The sequence below is a fragment of the Micromonospora sp. NPDC004704 genome, from assembly GCF_053601675.1.
This window is the reverse complement of record NZ_JBSGCD010000002.1, coordinates 402,296-417,584: the sequence shown is the minus strand read 5'-3', so window position 1 is coordinate 417,584 and position 15,289 is coordinate 402,296. Positions and strand designations below refer to the sequence as shown.

The 15,289-nt window shown below is 70.8% G+C and carries 13 protein-coding genes; 9 read left to right on the top strand and 4 right to left on the bottom strand.

Annotation, left to right across the window (positions count from 1 at the left end; genetic code table 11):
- Positions 1–162: 162 nt before the first annotated feature.
- A complete protein-coding gene (locus tag ACWEFB_RS04185; RefSeq protein ID WP_452282062.1) occupies positions 163–1,434 on the bottom strand; it encodes an alginate lyase family protein in 1,272 nt (423 codons plus the stop codon).
- 193 nt (positions 1,435–1,627) lie between these two features.
- Positions 1,628–2,290 (bottom strand): GNAT family N-acetyltransferase, encoded by a 663-nt coding sequence (locus ACWEFB_RS04180; protein ID WP_452282060.1) that lies wholly within the window; start codon positions 2,288–2,290, stop codon positions 1,628–1,630.
- A 160-nt stretch (positions 2,291–2,450) separates the two neighbouring features.
- On the opposite strand from ACWEFB_RS04180, the gene ACWEFB_RS04175 reads away from it, so the two are divergent.
- Positions 2,451–3,206 (top strand): aminoglycoside adenylyltransferase domain-containing protein, encoded by a 756-nt coding sequence (locus ACWEFB_RS04175; RefSeq protein WP_452282058.1) that lies wholly within the window; start codon positions 2,451–2,453, stop codon positions 3,204–3,206.
- Positions 3,207–3,225: 19 nt separating this feature from the next.
- Here the strand turns inward: ACWEFB_RS04175 and ACWEFB_RS04170 are convergent, their stop codons facing one another.
- Positions 3,226–3,990 carry an SDR family NAD(P)-dependent oxidoreductase gene (locus ACWEFB_RS04170; RefSeq protein ID WP_452282056.1) on the bottom strand — a complete coding sequence of 255 codons (765 nt, stop codon included), beginning with the start codon at positions 3,988–3,990 and terminating at the stop codon, positions 3,226–3,228.
- Positions 3,991–4,364: 374 nt separating this feature from the next.
- Here ACWEFB_RS04170 and ACWEFB_RS04165 point away from each other — a divergent pair, with 374 nt between their 5' ends.
- The 4 genes from ACWEFB_RS04165 to ACWEFB_RS04150 are packed head-to-tail and all read left to right on the top strand — an operon-like array spanning position 4,365 to position 9,466.
- On the top strand, positions 4,365–4,844 hold the full coding sequence (locus ACWEFB_RS04165; protein ID WP_452282054.1) for a formate dehydrogenase subunit gamma: 480 nt from the start codon (positions 4,365–4,367) through the stop codon (positions 4,842–4,844).
- Positions 4,841–6,430 carry a formate dehydrogenase beta subunit gene (locus tag ACWEFB_RS04160; protein ID WP_452282052.1) on the top strand — a complete coding sequence of 530 codons (1,590 nt, stop codon included), beginning with the start codon at positions 4,841–4,843 and terminating at the stop codon, positions 6,428–6,430. The genes ACWEFB_RS04165 and ACWEFB_RS04160 overlap by 4 nt, the downstream gene beginning before the upstream one ends.
- Entirely contained in the window at positions 6,427–9,243 is a 2,817-nt protein-coding gene (fdhF, locus tag ACWEFB_RS04155) for a formate dehydrogenase subunit alpha (protein WP_452282050.1), read from the top strand. The genes ACWEFB_RS04160 and fdhF overlap by 4 nt, the downstream gene beginning before the upstream one ends.
- Position 9,244: 1 nt before the next feature.
- A complete protein-coding gene (locus tag ACWEFB_RS04150) occupies positions 9,245–9,466 on the top strand; it encodes a formate dehydrogenase subunit delta (protein WP_452282048.1) in 222 nt (73 codons plus the stop codon).
- A gap of 65 nt (positions 9,467–9,531) precedes the next feature.
- On the opposite strand, the gene ACWEFB_RS04145 is transcribed toward ACWEFB_RS04150, so the two are convergent.
- The gene (locus ACWEFB_RS04145) at positions 9,532–11,739 is read right to left on the bottom strand and encodes an MMPL family transporter (protein WP_452282046.1); all 2,208 of its coding nucleotides are present in this window, start codon (positions 11,737–11,739) and stop codon (positions 9,532–9,534) included.
- Between the two features lie 353 nt (positions 11,740–12,092).
- Between ACWEFB_RS04145 and ACWEFB_RS04140 the strand changes: the two genes are divergently transcribed.
- The 4 genes from ACWEFB_RS04140 (at position 12,093) to ACWEFB_RS04125 (ending at position 15,289) form a co-directional block, all read left to right on the top strand.
- Entirely contained in the window at positions 12,093–12,683 is a 591-nt protein-coding gene (locus tag ACWEFB_RS04140) for a TetR/AcrR family transcriptional regulator (protein ID WP_452282044.1), read from the top strand.
- Between the two features lie 5 nt (positions 12,684–12,688).
- Positions 12,689–13,126 carry an SRPBCC family protein gene (locus ACWEFB_RS04135; protein WP_452282042.1) on the top strand — a complete coding sequence of 146 codons (438 nt, stop codon included), beginning with the start codon at positions 12,689–12,691 and terminating at the stop codon, positions 13,124–13,126.
- 97 nt (positions 13,127–13,223) lie between these two features.
- The gene (locus ACWEFB_RS04130) at positions 13,224–14,540 is read left to right on the top strand and encodes a sensor histidine kinase (protein WP_452282040.1); all 1,317 of its coding nucleotides are present in this window, start codon (positions 13,224–13,226) and stop codon (positions 14,538–14,540) included.
- Positions 14,537–15,289, top strand: a complete 753-nt coding sequence (locus tag ACWEFB_RS04125) for a response regulator (protein ID WP_452282038.1) — start codon at positions 14,537–14,539, stop codon at positions 15,287–15,289. Before ACWEFB_RS04130 ends, ACWEFB_RS04125 begins: the two co-directional genes overlap by 4 nt.

The following is a 15,289-nucleotide window of genomic DNA, read 5'->3' as shown; positions in this document are numbered from 1 at the left end:
CCGCGTACGGCGGTCGCCGGTGGGTGCCCCATGATCCCGAAGGTTTTGGCTCGCTATGACCGGCCAAGCTCTACGCGATCACGAAAGGCAGCCAGCGGTACGGGGTGCGCCGGCACACCCGTGGGCGCGGGTGTGCCGGCGACTTTCCGTGGTGCCGTACGGTCAGTTGGGGTTGTTCGCGTGGGTCAGGGTCTCCCAGGCGACGAAGAGGTTGTTGGTGCCGGCCGGGCGCTGCTGCTCGGTGAGCCGCTGGGTGTTGGTCATCGCGATGCCCATCCGGGTGTTCAACGCGTTGAACCCGACCTCGGTGACCGGGCCCAGGCCCTTGGTCAGGGTGCCACCGCAGAGCCAGCTCGGGATCGCCTCGCCGAGCTGGTACTTGGAGTGGAAGCCGAGCGCGTGCCGGAGCCGGTCCTGCAACTCCGGGTAGAGGTCCTGGCCCTGGTGACGGGTGGTCTCGGCGACGTGGGCGATGGCGGACAGTCCGTACCCGGTGTGGACGAAGTCCCGGCAGGTCTCCTGGGACAGGCCGTCCACGAAGGTGTTCTGTCCCTGCCAGTAGCTCGCCACCTCGGCCCGGGTGTCGATGGTGCTGCCGGCCGGACCCTTCGGGAAGGCCCCGTCGCTGGTGATGTAGAGGAAGGCGGGCACCCGGGCGCGGAACTTGGCCAGGGCCCGGTCGTAGACCGTCCGGTCCTCCAGGAAGACCGAGATGCCGATGGACGCCTCCATCATGCTCAGTTCCCAGTTGCCGTTGCTGTACGTGTTGCCGTTGATGATCTCCGGCAGGTAGACGTTGCGCAGCATGTTGCCGAACCGGGTGATGCTCGCCGACGACCACCCGGTGTACGTGTACCGGATGATCTCGGCGGCCCGGGGCCAGGACGAGCCCGCCCAGGCGGTTTGCAACGGTGCGTTGCTGTTGGTGTGGTCCTGGATCACCGCCGACCAGGCGTCCATGATCTGGATGGCCTTGGTGGCGTACCGGGTGTCCTGGGTGATGTACCAGGCCAGCGACAGCGTGTACGCGGCCAGCGCGTCCTCCCGCTCGTCGGTGCACCCGTTGTTCGGGTTCGAGTACGACCCGCACTCGACCACCGCGCGGGGCTTCGCGGTCCGGGTCAGGGACGCGTACCGGCTGGCCATCATCTGGTCGTACGCGGCGCGCCACGGCTGGGCGTACGCGTTGACCCGGCCCCGGATGAAGTCGAGCTGTGGCCGGCTGACCAGCACACCGGGGTGGGTGAAGGTGGCCGGCGCGGCGATCACGACGTCACCCGCGGGTGCCGGGGCGGCGCCGACGGTGCCGCTCACCTCTGCGGTGGCGACGGTGCCGCTCACCTGTGCGGTGGCGGCCGGGGCGGCGGTCAGCAGCAGGGCGGTGACCGCGGTGACGGCGAACGCCCACCTGGCGTGCCGGAGTGGATGGGACATCAGGTCCTCCTGGTGGGAGTGGCCGACTGGCTCGGCTCGGCCGGGCAGGCGGGGGTGACCGACACCAAACTGTTAAGAGTGTTAACTACTTCGATATGACCATCTCGGTCGATACGTTGTCAACCCACCACAGCCAGGCTGAACGCAGCCGACCCCCGCGAAAGGCATCCACCACGGTCACTGCCAGCGGTGATTACTCCGAGCGAAAGACCCCGTACGCCGTCCAACCCCGGTTCGGGAAACCCGCCGCCTCGGCCACCCGCGCCGAGGCATGGTTGTCGGGCGCGTGCAGGTAGGTCGGCACCGCACCCTCGTCGAGCACCCGCCGGGCGGCCTGCGCCACCAACCGCCGGGCCAACCCCCGCCCCCGGGCTGCCGGTGTGGTGCCGACCGACAACTCGTGTCCGTACCGGTCGTGGCGTTTGATCCCCACCCCGGCCAGGTACTCGCCGTCGCCGTCGCGGGCCACCAGCACGTCGGCGAACGGACGCAGCCAGGTGGGCAACGCCGGATCGTCGGAGGCGACCCACTCCCCCGCGTCCGGCAGCGGGGCCGGCGCCAGCGAATACCGGAAGATCGCCGGATACGACTGCCAACCCGGATAACCGACCGCCGCCGGCAGCTCGGCGAGCAGGGTGTCGAACGGCTTCCCGGCCAGTTCGCGTACGGCCGCCAACCGGTCCGGCTGCACCGACAGCACCAGGCCACCCGGTGCGCCGACCCCGACCACCGGGTGCACCTGCCCGTCCCAGGCCGGCCGGATCCGCCGCTCCGAGCCCACCACCTGCAACGGCTGCCGGGTGGGCCACTGCCCCAGCCAGCTCACCAGATGGTGGAAGAGGCGTGTGTCGAGCAAGGGGCCCTTCCTAACGCGTCCGGATCGGTGGCTGGCGACAATCGGCAGCGTACGCCGAAGCGGGCGGCGCCGGTCGTGCACTCGTACAGCCGGTCCGGACCGGTTCCGGCCACGGTCGGCGGGGCGGAATGCGAGCGCCCGACCATTACCATCTGTACTCATGACCGTCGCTGCCCGCGCGAACCACCGGGTGGTCGGATACGCCCGCCAGGTCGCGACGGTGCTGCGTACCCTGCCCGGTACCGACCTCGTCGGGCTCTACCTGCACGGGTCTGCCGTGCTGGGCGGTTTCTCCCCGGCGCACAGCGACGTCGACCTGCTCGCCGTGGTCGGTCGGAACACCGGCGAGGCGGGCCAGTACCGGCTCGGCACCGCAGTCGGGCGGACCGTCGACCGCTGCCCCGGACGGGGCCTGGAACTGACCGTCATCACCGCCGCCACCGCCCGCGCCCCCGGCGGTTGCCCGTTCGAGGTACGGGTGGCCGGCACCGCCACCGGCACCCCGCACGTCATTCCCGGCAGCGGCCATCCCGGTGACCCGGAAATCGTCCTGCACCTGGAGGTCTGCCGCCGGTACGGGCTGGCGGTCACCGGCCCACCGCCGGACCGGGTCTTCGGCCCGGTACCGGCGCACCGGCTGCGGGAGGCGATCTGCGGGCAGCTCGACTGGGCGCTGGTCCAGGGCGCGCAGGGGTACGCCGTACTGAACGCGTGCCGGGCGCTGCGCTTCCTCGCCGACGGGAACCTCTGCGCCAAGGTCGAGGCGGGCCGGTGGTACCTGTCCCGGTCCCCGCACCACCCGCTGGTCGCCGAGGCGCTGGTCCTGCACCAGAGCGGCGACCACCGGGAACTCTCCGGTGCCGGCGCCCGGTTCGTCGCCGACGCGCGCGACCTGCTCCTCGCCGCCGAGGACTGACCCGCCTCGGCCCGCCGGCTCAGCGCAGGTACGAGGCGCCGTTGAGGTCCAGGACCGCACCGCTGGCCCAGACGGCCTCCGGTGAGGCGAGCCAGGCGACCGCGGCGGCGATCTCGGCGGGCTCGGCGACCCGCCCGAACGGGCTCTGCGCCCGGATCGGATCCCCGGCCGCCCCGTCGAGCATCGACGCCACCATCTCGGTACGGATGAACCCCGGTGCCACCGCCGCCACACCGATCCCGTGCGGGGCGAGGTCGACGGCGAGGGACTGGGTCAGCGAGTGCACCCCGGCCTTGCTGGCCCCGTACGCGGGTGCGTTCGGCTCGCCCCGGTAGGCGCCCCGGGAGCCGATGTTGACGATCCGCCCGCCGGCCGGACCCTCGGGCCGTTCGAGCAGGTGGTGCACCACGCACCAGGTGACGTTGGCGGTCCCGTGCAGGTTGACGTCGAGGATCTCCCGCCAGTTCGCCTGCCAGTCCGCGTACGAGGTTTCGGTGATCGGCCGTTCGACGTACCGTCCGGCGTTGTTGACCAGGAGGTCGACCCCGCCGAGCGCCTCGACCGCGGTGGTGACCACCGACCGGGCCCGGTCCGGGTCGGCCAGGTCACCGGCGACGACGGCGTGCCCGAGGCCGGGCAGTGCGGCGGCGACCGCGTCCGCCTCGGTGGTGTCCGCCCGGCAGTGCACGGCGACGGTGTATCCGGCCTGTGCGAGTGCCGTGGCGACGGCAGCCCCGACGCCGCGTGATCCACCGGTGACGAGGGCGCGTTGTCCGTTGCTCATCGCCGCACCATAACCGGGGTGCTCCGGCGCCCGCCGACGCGGTACGGCCGCCCACCGGTCCGGTTCCACGGACGGTCCACATCGGACCGGCGCATCCGCGCACAGATCTCGATAAAGATCAACCTGCCGCCGGAGCGTCCGGAGCGGCATGATGGAGGTAAGGACGCCGCTTCGTCGGCACCGACCCCGACCCTCCGGGGGTGTGAGCGCTGCCCGTGGCGCACCGAGGATCGAGACGGTGCGTGGCAGATACCCCAGGTCACCTGGCCGGTACCGGCCCGAGCGGCGAGCCGAACGGGCCAGTATTGCATACGATATTCAGGCTACAGTATTGTAAACACGGTGGCGGTCGGCGATGTGGAGGTGGGATGGCAGTGGACAGTCCTGATGCCTCGGTGAAGGATCGGGTGCGTGCGCTGGTCGCGGCACACCGAGGGGATCGAGGGGCACTGTTGCCGATCCTGCACCGGATCCAGGCCGAGTTCGGGTGGATCGACCAGCAGGTGGTGCCGATCCTGGCCGCCGAGCTGAACCTCTCCCGCGCCGACGTGCACGGCGTGGTCACCTTCTACACCGACTTCCGCTCCGAACCCGCCGGCCGTACCACGGTCAAGCTCTGCCGGGCCGAGGCGTGCCAGTCGGTCGGCGCCGAAAAGGTGGTCGCCCACGCCGAACAGGTGCTCGGCATCAAGGTCGGACAGACCACGCCGGACGGCTCGGTCACCCTGGAGCAGGTCTTCTGCCTGGGCAACTGCGCACTCGGTCCGGCCGCCCAGGTCAACGGGCGCGTCGTCGGTCGGCTCGACCCGCGACGGCTCGACGCCCTCCTGGTCACGGAAACGGTGAACTCATGACCACCACCCACGGAAACGGGGAAACCATGACAACACCGGTCACCGTCTACGTCCCCCGCGACTCGGCCGCCCTCTCCGTCGGCGCCGACCAGGTGGCCGCCGCCATCCAACGCGAGGCCGCCCTCGCCGGGCGCCAGGTCGAGGTCGTACGCAATGGATCGCGCGGCATGCTCTGGCTGGAACCCCTGGTCGAGGTGGAGACCGAACGGGGCAGGATCGGGTACGGCCCGGTCGACCCGGACGCGGTCGGCGAACTGGTCGCCGCCGGCCTGCTCGACGGCGCCGACCACGAACTCCACCAAGGTGTGGTCGAGGAACTGCCCTGGCTGCGCGACCAGACCCGGCTCTGCTTCGCCCGGGTCGGAGTCACCGACCCGCTCTCCCCACAGGACTACGTCGCCCACGGCGGCCTGGCCGGGTTGCGCCGGGCCCTGGACCTCACCCCGGCCGAGGTGGTCACCGAGGTCACCGAGTCCGGGCTGCGCGGACGGGGCGGCGCCGGCTTCCCGGCCGGCATCAAGTGGAAGACCGTGCTCGACACCCCCGGCCCGCTCAAGTTCGTCTGCTGCAACGCCGACGAGGGTGACAGCGGCACCTTCGCCGACCGGATGCTGATGGAGGGTGACCCGTTCACCCTGATCGAGGGCATGACCATCGCCGCCCACGCGGTCGGCGCGCGCGAGGGCTACCTCTACGTCCGCTCCGAATACCCCGACGCGGTCCGTACGCTGCGGCAGGCGATCGACATCGCCCGCGCCGAAGGCTGGCTGGGCGAGCACGTACTCGGCTCGGAACTGACGTTCGACCTGTTCGTCCGGGTCGGCGCCGGTGCGTACATCTGCGGCGAGGAAACCGCCATGCTGGAGAGCCTGGAGGGCAAGCGCGGGATGGTCCGGGCCAAGCCCCCGATCCCGGCGATCACCGGCCTGTTCGGCAAGCCGACCGTGGTGAACAACGTACTCACGCTGGGGTCGGTGCCGGCGATCCTGGCGAACGGGGCGGTGGCGTACCGGGACCTCGGGGTCGAGCGTTCGCGCGGCACCCAGGTGTTCCAGCTCGCCGGCAACATCGCCCGGGGCGGGGTGTTCGAGACCGCCTTCGGCATCACCCTGCACGACCTGATCTACACCTACGGCGGCGGCACCCGTACCGGCCGCCCGCTGCGGGCGGTGCAGGTCGGCGGCCCGCTCGGGCAGTACCTGCCCGCCGCCAACCTCGACCTCCCGATGGACTACGAGGCGTTCGCCGCCGCCGACGCCATGCTCGGCCACGGCGGCATCGTGGTCTTCGACGACACCGTGGACATGGCCTCGATGGCCCGGTTCGCGATGGAGTTCTGCGCCGAGGAGTCCTGCGGCAAGTGCACCCCCTGCCGGGTCGGTGCCGTACGCGGGGTCGAGGTCATCGACCGCATCGTCGCGGGTGAGGACCCGGACGGGAACCTGGCCCTGCTGGGTGATCTCTGCGAGCTGATGACCGAGGGATCACTGTGCGCCATGGGTGGGCTGACGCCGAACCCCGTACGCAGCGCGTTGCTGCACTTCCCCGACGACTTCACCGCCCGCTACGAGGAGGCCAAGCCATGAGCCTGTTGAAGGAACCCGACCTCGGCACCCCGGCGAAGGCCGGACCCGCGACGGTGTCGATCGAGGTCGACGGCCTACCGGTGACGGTGGCCGAGGGCACGTCGGTGATGCGGGCGGCGGCGCTGAGCGGGATCGACATCCCGAAGCTCTGCGCCACCGACAGCCTGGAGGCGTTCGGCTCCTGCCGGCTCTGCCTGGTGGAGATCGACGGCCGGCGCGGCAGCCCCGCCTCGTGCACCACCCCGGTCGCCCCCGGCATGAAGGTACGCACCCAGACCCCGAAGCTGGAGAAGCTCCGCCAGGGCGTGATGGAGCTGTACATCTCCGACCACCCGCTGGACTGCCTGACCTGCTCCGCGAACGGCGACTGCGAGTTGCAGGACATGTCCGGTGCGGTCGGCCTGCGCCAGGTCCGGTACGGCTACGAGGGCGCCAACCACCTCGACGCGCCCACCGACACCAGCAACCCGTACTTCGACTTCGAGTCGTCCAAGTGCATCGCCTGCTCCCGGTGCGTACGGGCCTGCGGTGAGGTGCAGGGCACGTTCGCGCTGACCATCGAGGGGCGCGGTTTCGGGTCCAAGGTCAGCGCCGGTGCGGGCGAGCTGTTCATGGACTCCGAGTGCGTCTCCTGCGGTGCCTGCGTACAGGCCTGCCCGACGGCGACCCTCCAGGAGAAGTCGGTGATCCAGCTCGGCATGCCGAGCCGGAGCGTCGTCACCACCTGCGCGTACTGCGGGGTCGGGTGCTCGTTCAAGGCCGAACTGCGCGGCGACGAACTGGTCCGGATGGTGCCGTACAAGGACGGTGGGGCCAACGAGGGGCACTCCTGCGTCAAGGGGCGGTTCGCGTTCGGCTACGCCACCCACCCCGACCGGCAGATGTCCCCGATGCTCCGGGACAAGATCACCGACGAGTGGCAGAAGGTCGACTGGGACACCGCGATCAACTACGTGGCCACCAGGATGCTCGACATCCAGACCCGGCACGGCGTCGGCGCGATCGGCGGCATCACCTCCTCGCGTACCACGAACGAAGAGGTCTACGTGGTGCAGAAGATGATCCGGGCCGCGTTCGGCAACAACAACGTCGACACCTGCGCCCGGGTCTGCCACTCCCCCACCGGGTACGGGCTCAAGCAGACCTTCGGCACCTCCGCCGGCACCCAGGACTTCCGCTCGGTCGCCAAGGCCGACGTGATCCTGGTGATCGGGGCGAACCCGACCGACGGGCACCCGGTCTTCGCCTCCCGGATGAAGCGCCGGCTGCGCGAGGGCGCGAAGCTCGTGGTCATCGACCCGCGCCGGATCGACCTGGTCCGGTCGCCGCACATCGAGGCGGCCCACCACCTCCAGCTCGCCCCCGGCACCAACGTCGCCGTGGTCAACGCCCTGGCCCACGTGGTGCTGACCGAGGGGCTCTACGACCGGTCGTTCGTCGACGAGCGGTGCGAGGACTTCGACGGGTGGGCCGAGTTCATCTCCCGGCCGGAGAACAGCCCGGAGGCGGTCGAGGAGATCACCGGCGTACCGGCCGAGGACCTGCGGGCCGCGGCGAGGCTGTACGCCACCGGCGGCAACGCCGCGATCTACTACGGTCTCGGCGTCACCGAGCACAGCCAGGGCTCGACCATGGTGATGGGGATGGCGAACCTGGCCATGGTGACCGGCAACATCGGCCGCGAGGGCGTCGGGGTCAACCCGCTGCGCGGGCAGAACAACGTCCAGGGCTCCTGCGACATGGGTTCGTTCCCGCACGAGCTGCCCGGTTACCGGCACGTCTCCGACGACGCCGTACGCACGGTGTTCGAGAACATGTGGGGTCGGCCGCTGATGTCGGAACCGGGGCTGCGGATCCCGAACATGTTCGACGCCGCCGTGGACGGCACCTTCCGGGCGATCTTCGTACAGGGTGAGGACATCGCCCAGTCCGATCCGAACACCAAGCACGTCTTCGCCGCACTCGGCGCGATGGAACTGGTCGTGGTGCAGGACCTCTTCCTCAACGAGACGGCCAAGTTCGCGCACGTGTTCCTGCCCGGCACGTCGTTCCTGGAGAAGGACGGCACGTTCACCAACGCCGAGCGCCGGATCAACCGGGTACGCCCGGTGATGGCGCCGAAGACCGGCAAGCACGAGTGGCAGATCGTCTGCGAGATCGCGGAGGCCATGGGCTACCCGATGAACTACAGCCACCCGCGCGAGATCATGGACGAGATCGCCGCGCTCACCCCGACCTTCGCCGGTGTCTCGTTCGAGGTGCTGGACAAGCTCGGCAGCGTGCAGTGGCCGTGCAACGAGAACGCGCCCGAGGGGACGCCGACGATGCACGTGGACGGCTTCGTACGCGGCAAGGGCCGGTTCGTACCAACCCCGTTCGTGCCGACGAAGGAACGCAGCACCCGCAAGTACCCGCTGATCCTGACCACCGGCCGGATCCTCAGCCAGTACAACGTCGGGGCGCAGACCCGGCGTACGGCGAACGTGGCGTGGCACCGCGAGGACGTACTCGAACTGCACCCGCACGACGCCGAGGTACGCGGCATCAACGACGGTGACGAGGTGACCCTGGCCAGCCGGGTCGGTGCCACCTCGCTGCGCGCCGTCCTCTCCGACCGGATGCCGGTCGGCGTCGTCTACACCACCTTCCACCACCCGGTCACCGGGGCGAACGTGGTCACCACGGAGAACTCCGACTGGGCGACCAACTGCCCGGAGTACAAGGTCACCGCGGTCCAGGTGGGGTTGAAGCACTCCCGTCCCCCGGCGCAGGTCGCCCAGGACGAGGTGCTCCTCCCGGCGCTGGCGGACTGACATGTCACACCAGGGCGTCTCCCCGTCGGTCCGGCTCGCGAACGAGATCGCGGCGCACTTCCACCACGTACCGCCGGAGGTGGCGGCGAAGGAGATCGCCGAGCACATCCGGTTGTTCTGGGATCCGCGGATGCGGGCCGAGCTGGATCGTCGGGTCGGGTCCGAGCCGGACGAGTTGGATCGGCTGGCCCTCGCGGCGGCCCGCTTGCTGGCCGCGAGGTAGCACCACCGCGCAGGCGCTCGGCTCTCCTACGAGAGCCGAGCGCCTGTTCCACGTCTGCCCGGTGGTTACCGGGCGCCGGCGAGTTCCGGTTCGCCGACCGGGTCGCCGTCCCCGGCGGTCGGGGGCAGGTCACGGCTCAGCTTCTCGCCCTCGACGTCGACCTCGGGCAGGATCCGGGCCAGCCAGCGGGGCAGCCACCAGGCGGACCGGTCGAGCAGCGACATCACCGCCGGCACGATCGTCATCCGTACGACGAACGCGTCCACCAGCACCCCGAAGGCCAGGGCGAACCCGATCGACTGGATGAGCACCTGGTCACCGAAGATGAAGCCGCCGAAGACGCTGATCATGATGATCGCGGCGGCGGTCACCACCCTGGCCCCATGGCGGAACCCGGTGACGACCGCCTCCTGCGCGGTCCGGCCGTGCACGTAGTCCTCGCGCATCCGGGTGACCAGGAAGACCTGGTAGTCCATGGCGAGTCCGAACAGGATGCCGATCAGCAGCACCGGCACGATGGGTGCGATCGGTGACGCCTCCTCGACCCCGAAGACCGAGCCGAGCCATCCCCACTGGAAGACCGCGACCATGGCACCGAAGGTCGCCCCGACGCTGAGCAGGAAACCGAGCGTCGCCTTCAGCGGCACCAGGATCGACCGGAACATCAGCAGCAGGATGAGGAACGCCAGCCCGACGACGAGACCCAGGTAGGGCAGGAACGCGTCGTTGACCCGGTCGGAGGCGTCGATGTTGACCGCCGTCGAGCCGGTGACGGAGACCTCGGCCCCGGTCGACGTACGCAGGTCGGACTGCCGGTCACGGATGTCGGTGACCAGGTCGGTGGTGGCCGGGTCGTTCGGCCCGCTCGCCGGTACGACGGTGAGCAGGGCGGTGCCGCCGTCCGGGCTGAGCACCGGCGGGCTGATCGAGACGACGTTGGGCAGCCCCTTGATGGTGCTGGTCGCCTCGGTGGCCGCCGCGCCGACGTCACCGCCCTCGCCGTCCACCACGATGGTGAGCGGACCGTTGAAGCCCGGCCCGAACCCGACACTGAGCATCTCGTACGCCTTGTGCTGGGTGGTCTCGGCGGGCGCCGTACCGTCGTCCGGGAAGCCCAGGCGCAGGTCGGCCGCGGGCACCGCGATCACGCCGAGCCCGATGACGGCCGCGACCAGGACCGGCACCCGGCGGCGGGTGACGAACCGCGCCCACCGCTCACCCATCGGTGCGGTGCCCCGGTCGGACTCGGGATCGCGGGCGCGCCGGCCACCGGTGATCCGCGACCCTGCGAAGCCGAGCAGGGCGGGGAGCAGGGTGAGGGCGACCAGCACGGCGATCGCGACGGTGGCCGCCGCGGCCAGACCCATCGACCGCAGCACCGGGATGCCGACCACGGAGAGCCCGGCCAGGGCGATGATCACGGTCAGGCCGGCGAAGGCGACCGCGGATCCGGCGGTGCCGACGGCCCGGCCGGCGGCTTCGAGGGGGTCCTTGCGTACCGCGACCTCGTGCCGGAACCGGGAGACGATGAACAGGGCGTAGTCGATGCCGACGGCGATGCCGAGCATCAGCGCGAGGATGGTGCTGTTGGAGTTGATGTCGACGAACCCGGAGGCGGCGCTGATCCCGGCCAGTCCGACCAGGACGCCGACGAGCGCGGTGAGCAGCGGCAGGCCGGCGGCGAGCAGCGAGCCGAAGGTGAGTGCCAGCACGACGGCGGCGATCACGATGCCGATGACCTCGGTGATCCCGGTCTCCGGTGACGACTGGAGGGCGTCGCCGCCGATCTCCACGGTCAGCCCGGCCGCGCGGCCGACGTCGGCGGTCTCCAACAGGGCGTCACGGTCCGAGGTGGCAAGCGCCGGTCCCTGTACGGAGTACCGGGCCTGGGCGATCCCGTACCGGCCGTCGGGTGAGATCGCGTTGGCCTGGTACGGGTCGACCACGCTGGCGACCTTCGGTGCGCCGGTCAGCGCCTCGACGACGTCGCCGACGGCCGTACGGTTGGCGGGGTCGGTGAGTTTCTGCCCGTCCGGTGCCTCGAACACCACCCGTGCGGTGGCACCGCTGGCGTTCGCCTGCGGGAAGCGGTCGGCGAGATGGTCGATGGCCCGCTGGGCCTCGGTGCCGGGGACGCTGAACGAGTTGGACATGCTGCCCGAGACGGTGGCCGCTCCCAGGCCGACCAGTGCGAGCAGAAGCACCCAGACTCCGGTCACCAGCCATCGGCGACGGTACGAGAACCGGCCTATCCGGTAGAGAAACGTTGCCACGAGATCCGCTCCAGGACAGATAGGGGACGTCATCCTTGCGCCGTCACGACGTCAAGGCGTTTCGGACATGATCGATAAACGCCAGGTGAAGGCGCTGCCACGGTGTTGCCGGTACGCCCTGAAGCTAGCCGATCGGCAAGGCGAGCACTAGCCGATCGGCAAGTGACACACCTAACGATCGACTAGCTGGCGCCTTGCCGATCGGCAAGCTATCGTCCAGCCGATCGGCAAGGTAAGGACTCTCCGGGCGACCAGCCGTTTCCTTGCTGGTCGGCAAGCTGAAAGCCTGCTGGACGGCAGGTTAGGCTTGACCCTGTCCGCAGCCCGCCCACTGCCGACGCCGAGGAGGAGATATGACCGCGAGCCCCACCCGCGAGACCGTCGCCACCGAGGGCACCCGGGCTCGGCTGCTCGACACCGCGCTGGAGCTGTTCTGCCACCGGGGTTTCGCCGGTACCTCGCTGCAGATGATCGCCGACCAGTTGGGCATCACGAAGGCGGCCGTCTACCACCACTTCAAGACCAGGGACGAGATCCTCGCCTCGGTCATCCGACCGGCCGTCGAGGACATGGCCGCCGTGATCGCCGACGCCTCGGCCCAGCGCACCCCCACCGCCCGAGCGGAACGGATGCTGGTCGGCTGGGTGGACCTCGCGATCCGGCACCGCTCCCTGGTCGCCCTGCTCCAGGTCGACCCCGGCGTGAAGCCGTTGCTGAAGGACCAGGAGAACGCCTCGATCCTGCTCGACCAGCCCTGCGAGCTGCTCGCCGGCCACCTCGGCGGTACGGGCGGCGCCGGGATCAGCGCCCAGGTGGCCCTGTTCGGCATCGCCGCCGCCGCCGCGAAGCCGGAGGGACGCGAGTTGGACGACGACGAACTGCGGGACATCCTGCTCGACGTCGGCCGCCGGATCCTCGGCCTGCGCCGCCCCCGGACGGCCTGACCGCCATGGACATCGACCGGACCGCGCCGGTGATCGTCGAACTGGCCACCATCGTCGACGCTCCCCTCGAGACCATCTGGGAGCTGCACACGAACGTCGACGAGTGGACCGTGTGGCACCCGGAGATCACCCGGGCCCGGCTCACCGGACCGCTGGCGGTCGGCGGCTCGTTCGAGTGGGAAACCGCCGGGCTGGCCGTCACGTCCACCATCGGGGAACTCGAACCGCTGCGCCGGATCGCCTGGGGCGGGCCGGGCCGCGGCATCGACGGGGTGCATGTCTGGACGTTCGAGCAGAACAACGACGGGGTGGCCGTACACACGGCCGAGTCGTGGGCCGGTAAACCGGTGCTGGCCGACCCGGAGGGTCTCCAGGCCGCCCTGACCGCCTCCCTCACCGCCTGGCTGGCCGCGCTCAAGGCCACCGCCGAGTCGATCCGCTGACCCGCCCGCCCGGATCCACCGTCACGGACGGTCACCGGGACGGACGGTCTCCGGCGCGGGCACGTGCCGAGGCGGCTCCCGACTAGGCTTCGCCACCATGACCACACAGGAGGCGCAGCACTGGGAGCGCCCCGGGCCGACCCCCGCGCAGCGCCGGCACGACTGGCAGATCGGGGCGCTGCTGGTGGGTGGCGGGCTGCTCAGCGTGCTGCTGCTCAACAGCTCCGGCACGTTCGCGCTCGGCCACCCACCCTCGTGGCCCGAGCAGCTCGCCTGGATCGTGGGGATCACCGCCCCGATGGCCTGGCGGCGGCGCTGGCCGGAGGCGACCACCCTGCTCACCGCCGCCGTGTTCATCGGCGCCCAGGCAAGGGCCCACGTCGACACCCTGGTCTCGTCCGTCACCCTGTTCGTCGCCATCTACACGCTCGGTGCCTGGGGCCGGGACCGGCGGCGGGCCGACGTGATCCGGATCGCGGTGATCGTGGCCATGTTCTGCTGGCTCGCCCTCAGCGCCGTGCTCGCAATGCCGGACATCCCGGCGGACGCGTTCAGCGGTGCCGCCGGCCCGCTGCCGCCCCTGTTCGCCGTACTGCTCACCTCGGTCCTGTTCAACCTGACGTACTTCGTCTTCGCGTACCTGTTCGGGAACACCGCGTGGCTGTCCGCGCGGCGGCAGCACGAGGTGCAGGTGCAGACCGAGGCGCTGCGCCGGTCCCAGGCCGTACTCGCCGAACGCGCGGTGATCCAGGAACGCGTACGGATCGCCCGCGAACTGCACGACGTCGTCGCCCACCACGTCGCCGTGATGGGCGTACAGGCCGCCGCCGCACGTCGGGTGATGGACCAGAACCCGCCGAAGGCGAAGACCGCGCTCGCCGCCGTCGAGCAGACCGCCCGGACCGCCATCGACGAGTTGCGCCGCCTGCTCGGGGTGCTCCGGCAGGCCGACGCCTCCACCGACCCGCTCACCGAGCAGCCGACCGGACACCGGCTGGACCAGGTGGAGACCCTGCTGAGCGGGGCCCGGGAGGCCGGGCTGACGGTCGACTTCCGTACGTTCGGCGAACCGGTTCCGCTGACCGACTCGGTCTCCCTGGCGATCTACCGGATCATGCAGGAAGCGCTGACCAACACCATCAAGCACGCCCGCGCCAACCTGATCGACGTACGGATCCGCTACCTGCGACAGGAGATCGAAGTGGACGTGGCCGACGACGGTCGCACCCCACCGGAGCACGCCGTACGGCCGCCGTCGGGCAGCGGACTCGGCCTGATCGGAATGCGGGAGCGGGTCGCGGCGCACGGCGGCGTACTGGAGATCGGTGCCCGCGACGGCGGCGGATTCCGGGTACGCGCCAGACTTCCGCTGCACGACGACATCCGGTCGGCCGAGACCGTGGACGCCGGATGAGCGAGGCAGGCGCGCCCGCGCCGATCCGGGTACTGCTGGTCGACGACCAACGGATGCTCCGCGCCGGCTTCCGGGTCATCCTCGAGATCGAGGACGACATCGAGGTGGTGGACGAGGCCGCCGACGGCGCCGAAGCGGTCGACCTGGCCGCCCGGCACCGCCCCGACGTGGTGCTGATGGACGTCGAGATGCCGGTGATGGACGGGCTGGAGGCCACCCGGCGGATCGTCGCCGCCTCGGCCACCGGCGGCGCGGCCGTGCTGATCCTGACCACGTTCGACCGCGACGACTACCTGTTCGCCGCCCTCCAGGCCGGCGCCAGCGGCTTCCTGCTGAAGAACGGCTCCCCGGAGGACCTGGTCGAGGCGGTACGCGTGGTCGCCAGGGGTGACGCCCTGCTCGCCCCGCAGCTCACCAAGCGGGTCATCGCCACCTTCACCGCACCCGGTTCCGGGTCCACGCCGACCACGGATCCGGGCGCGGGCGCGCAGTCCATTCCGCCCGCGCAGCGGTCCGCGCGGGAGGCCGGGGCGCTGTCCGGGCTGACCGAGCGGGAGCACGAGGTGCTCGTCCTGCTGGCCGGTGGCGCCTCGAACGCCGAGATCGCGGCCCAGTTGCTCCTCGGCGAGGCGACCGTGAAGACCCACGTGTCGCGGGTGCTGATGAAACTGCACCTGCGCGACCGTACGCAGGCGGTGGTCTTCGCGTACGAGCACGGCGTGGTGACCCCCCGTACGGCCGAGGGCTGA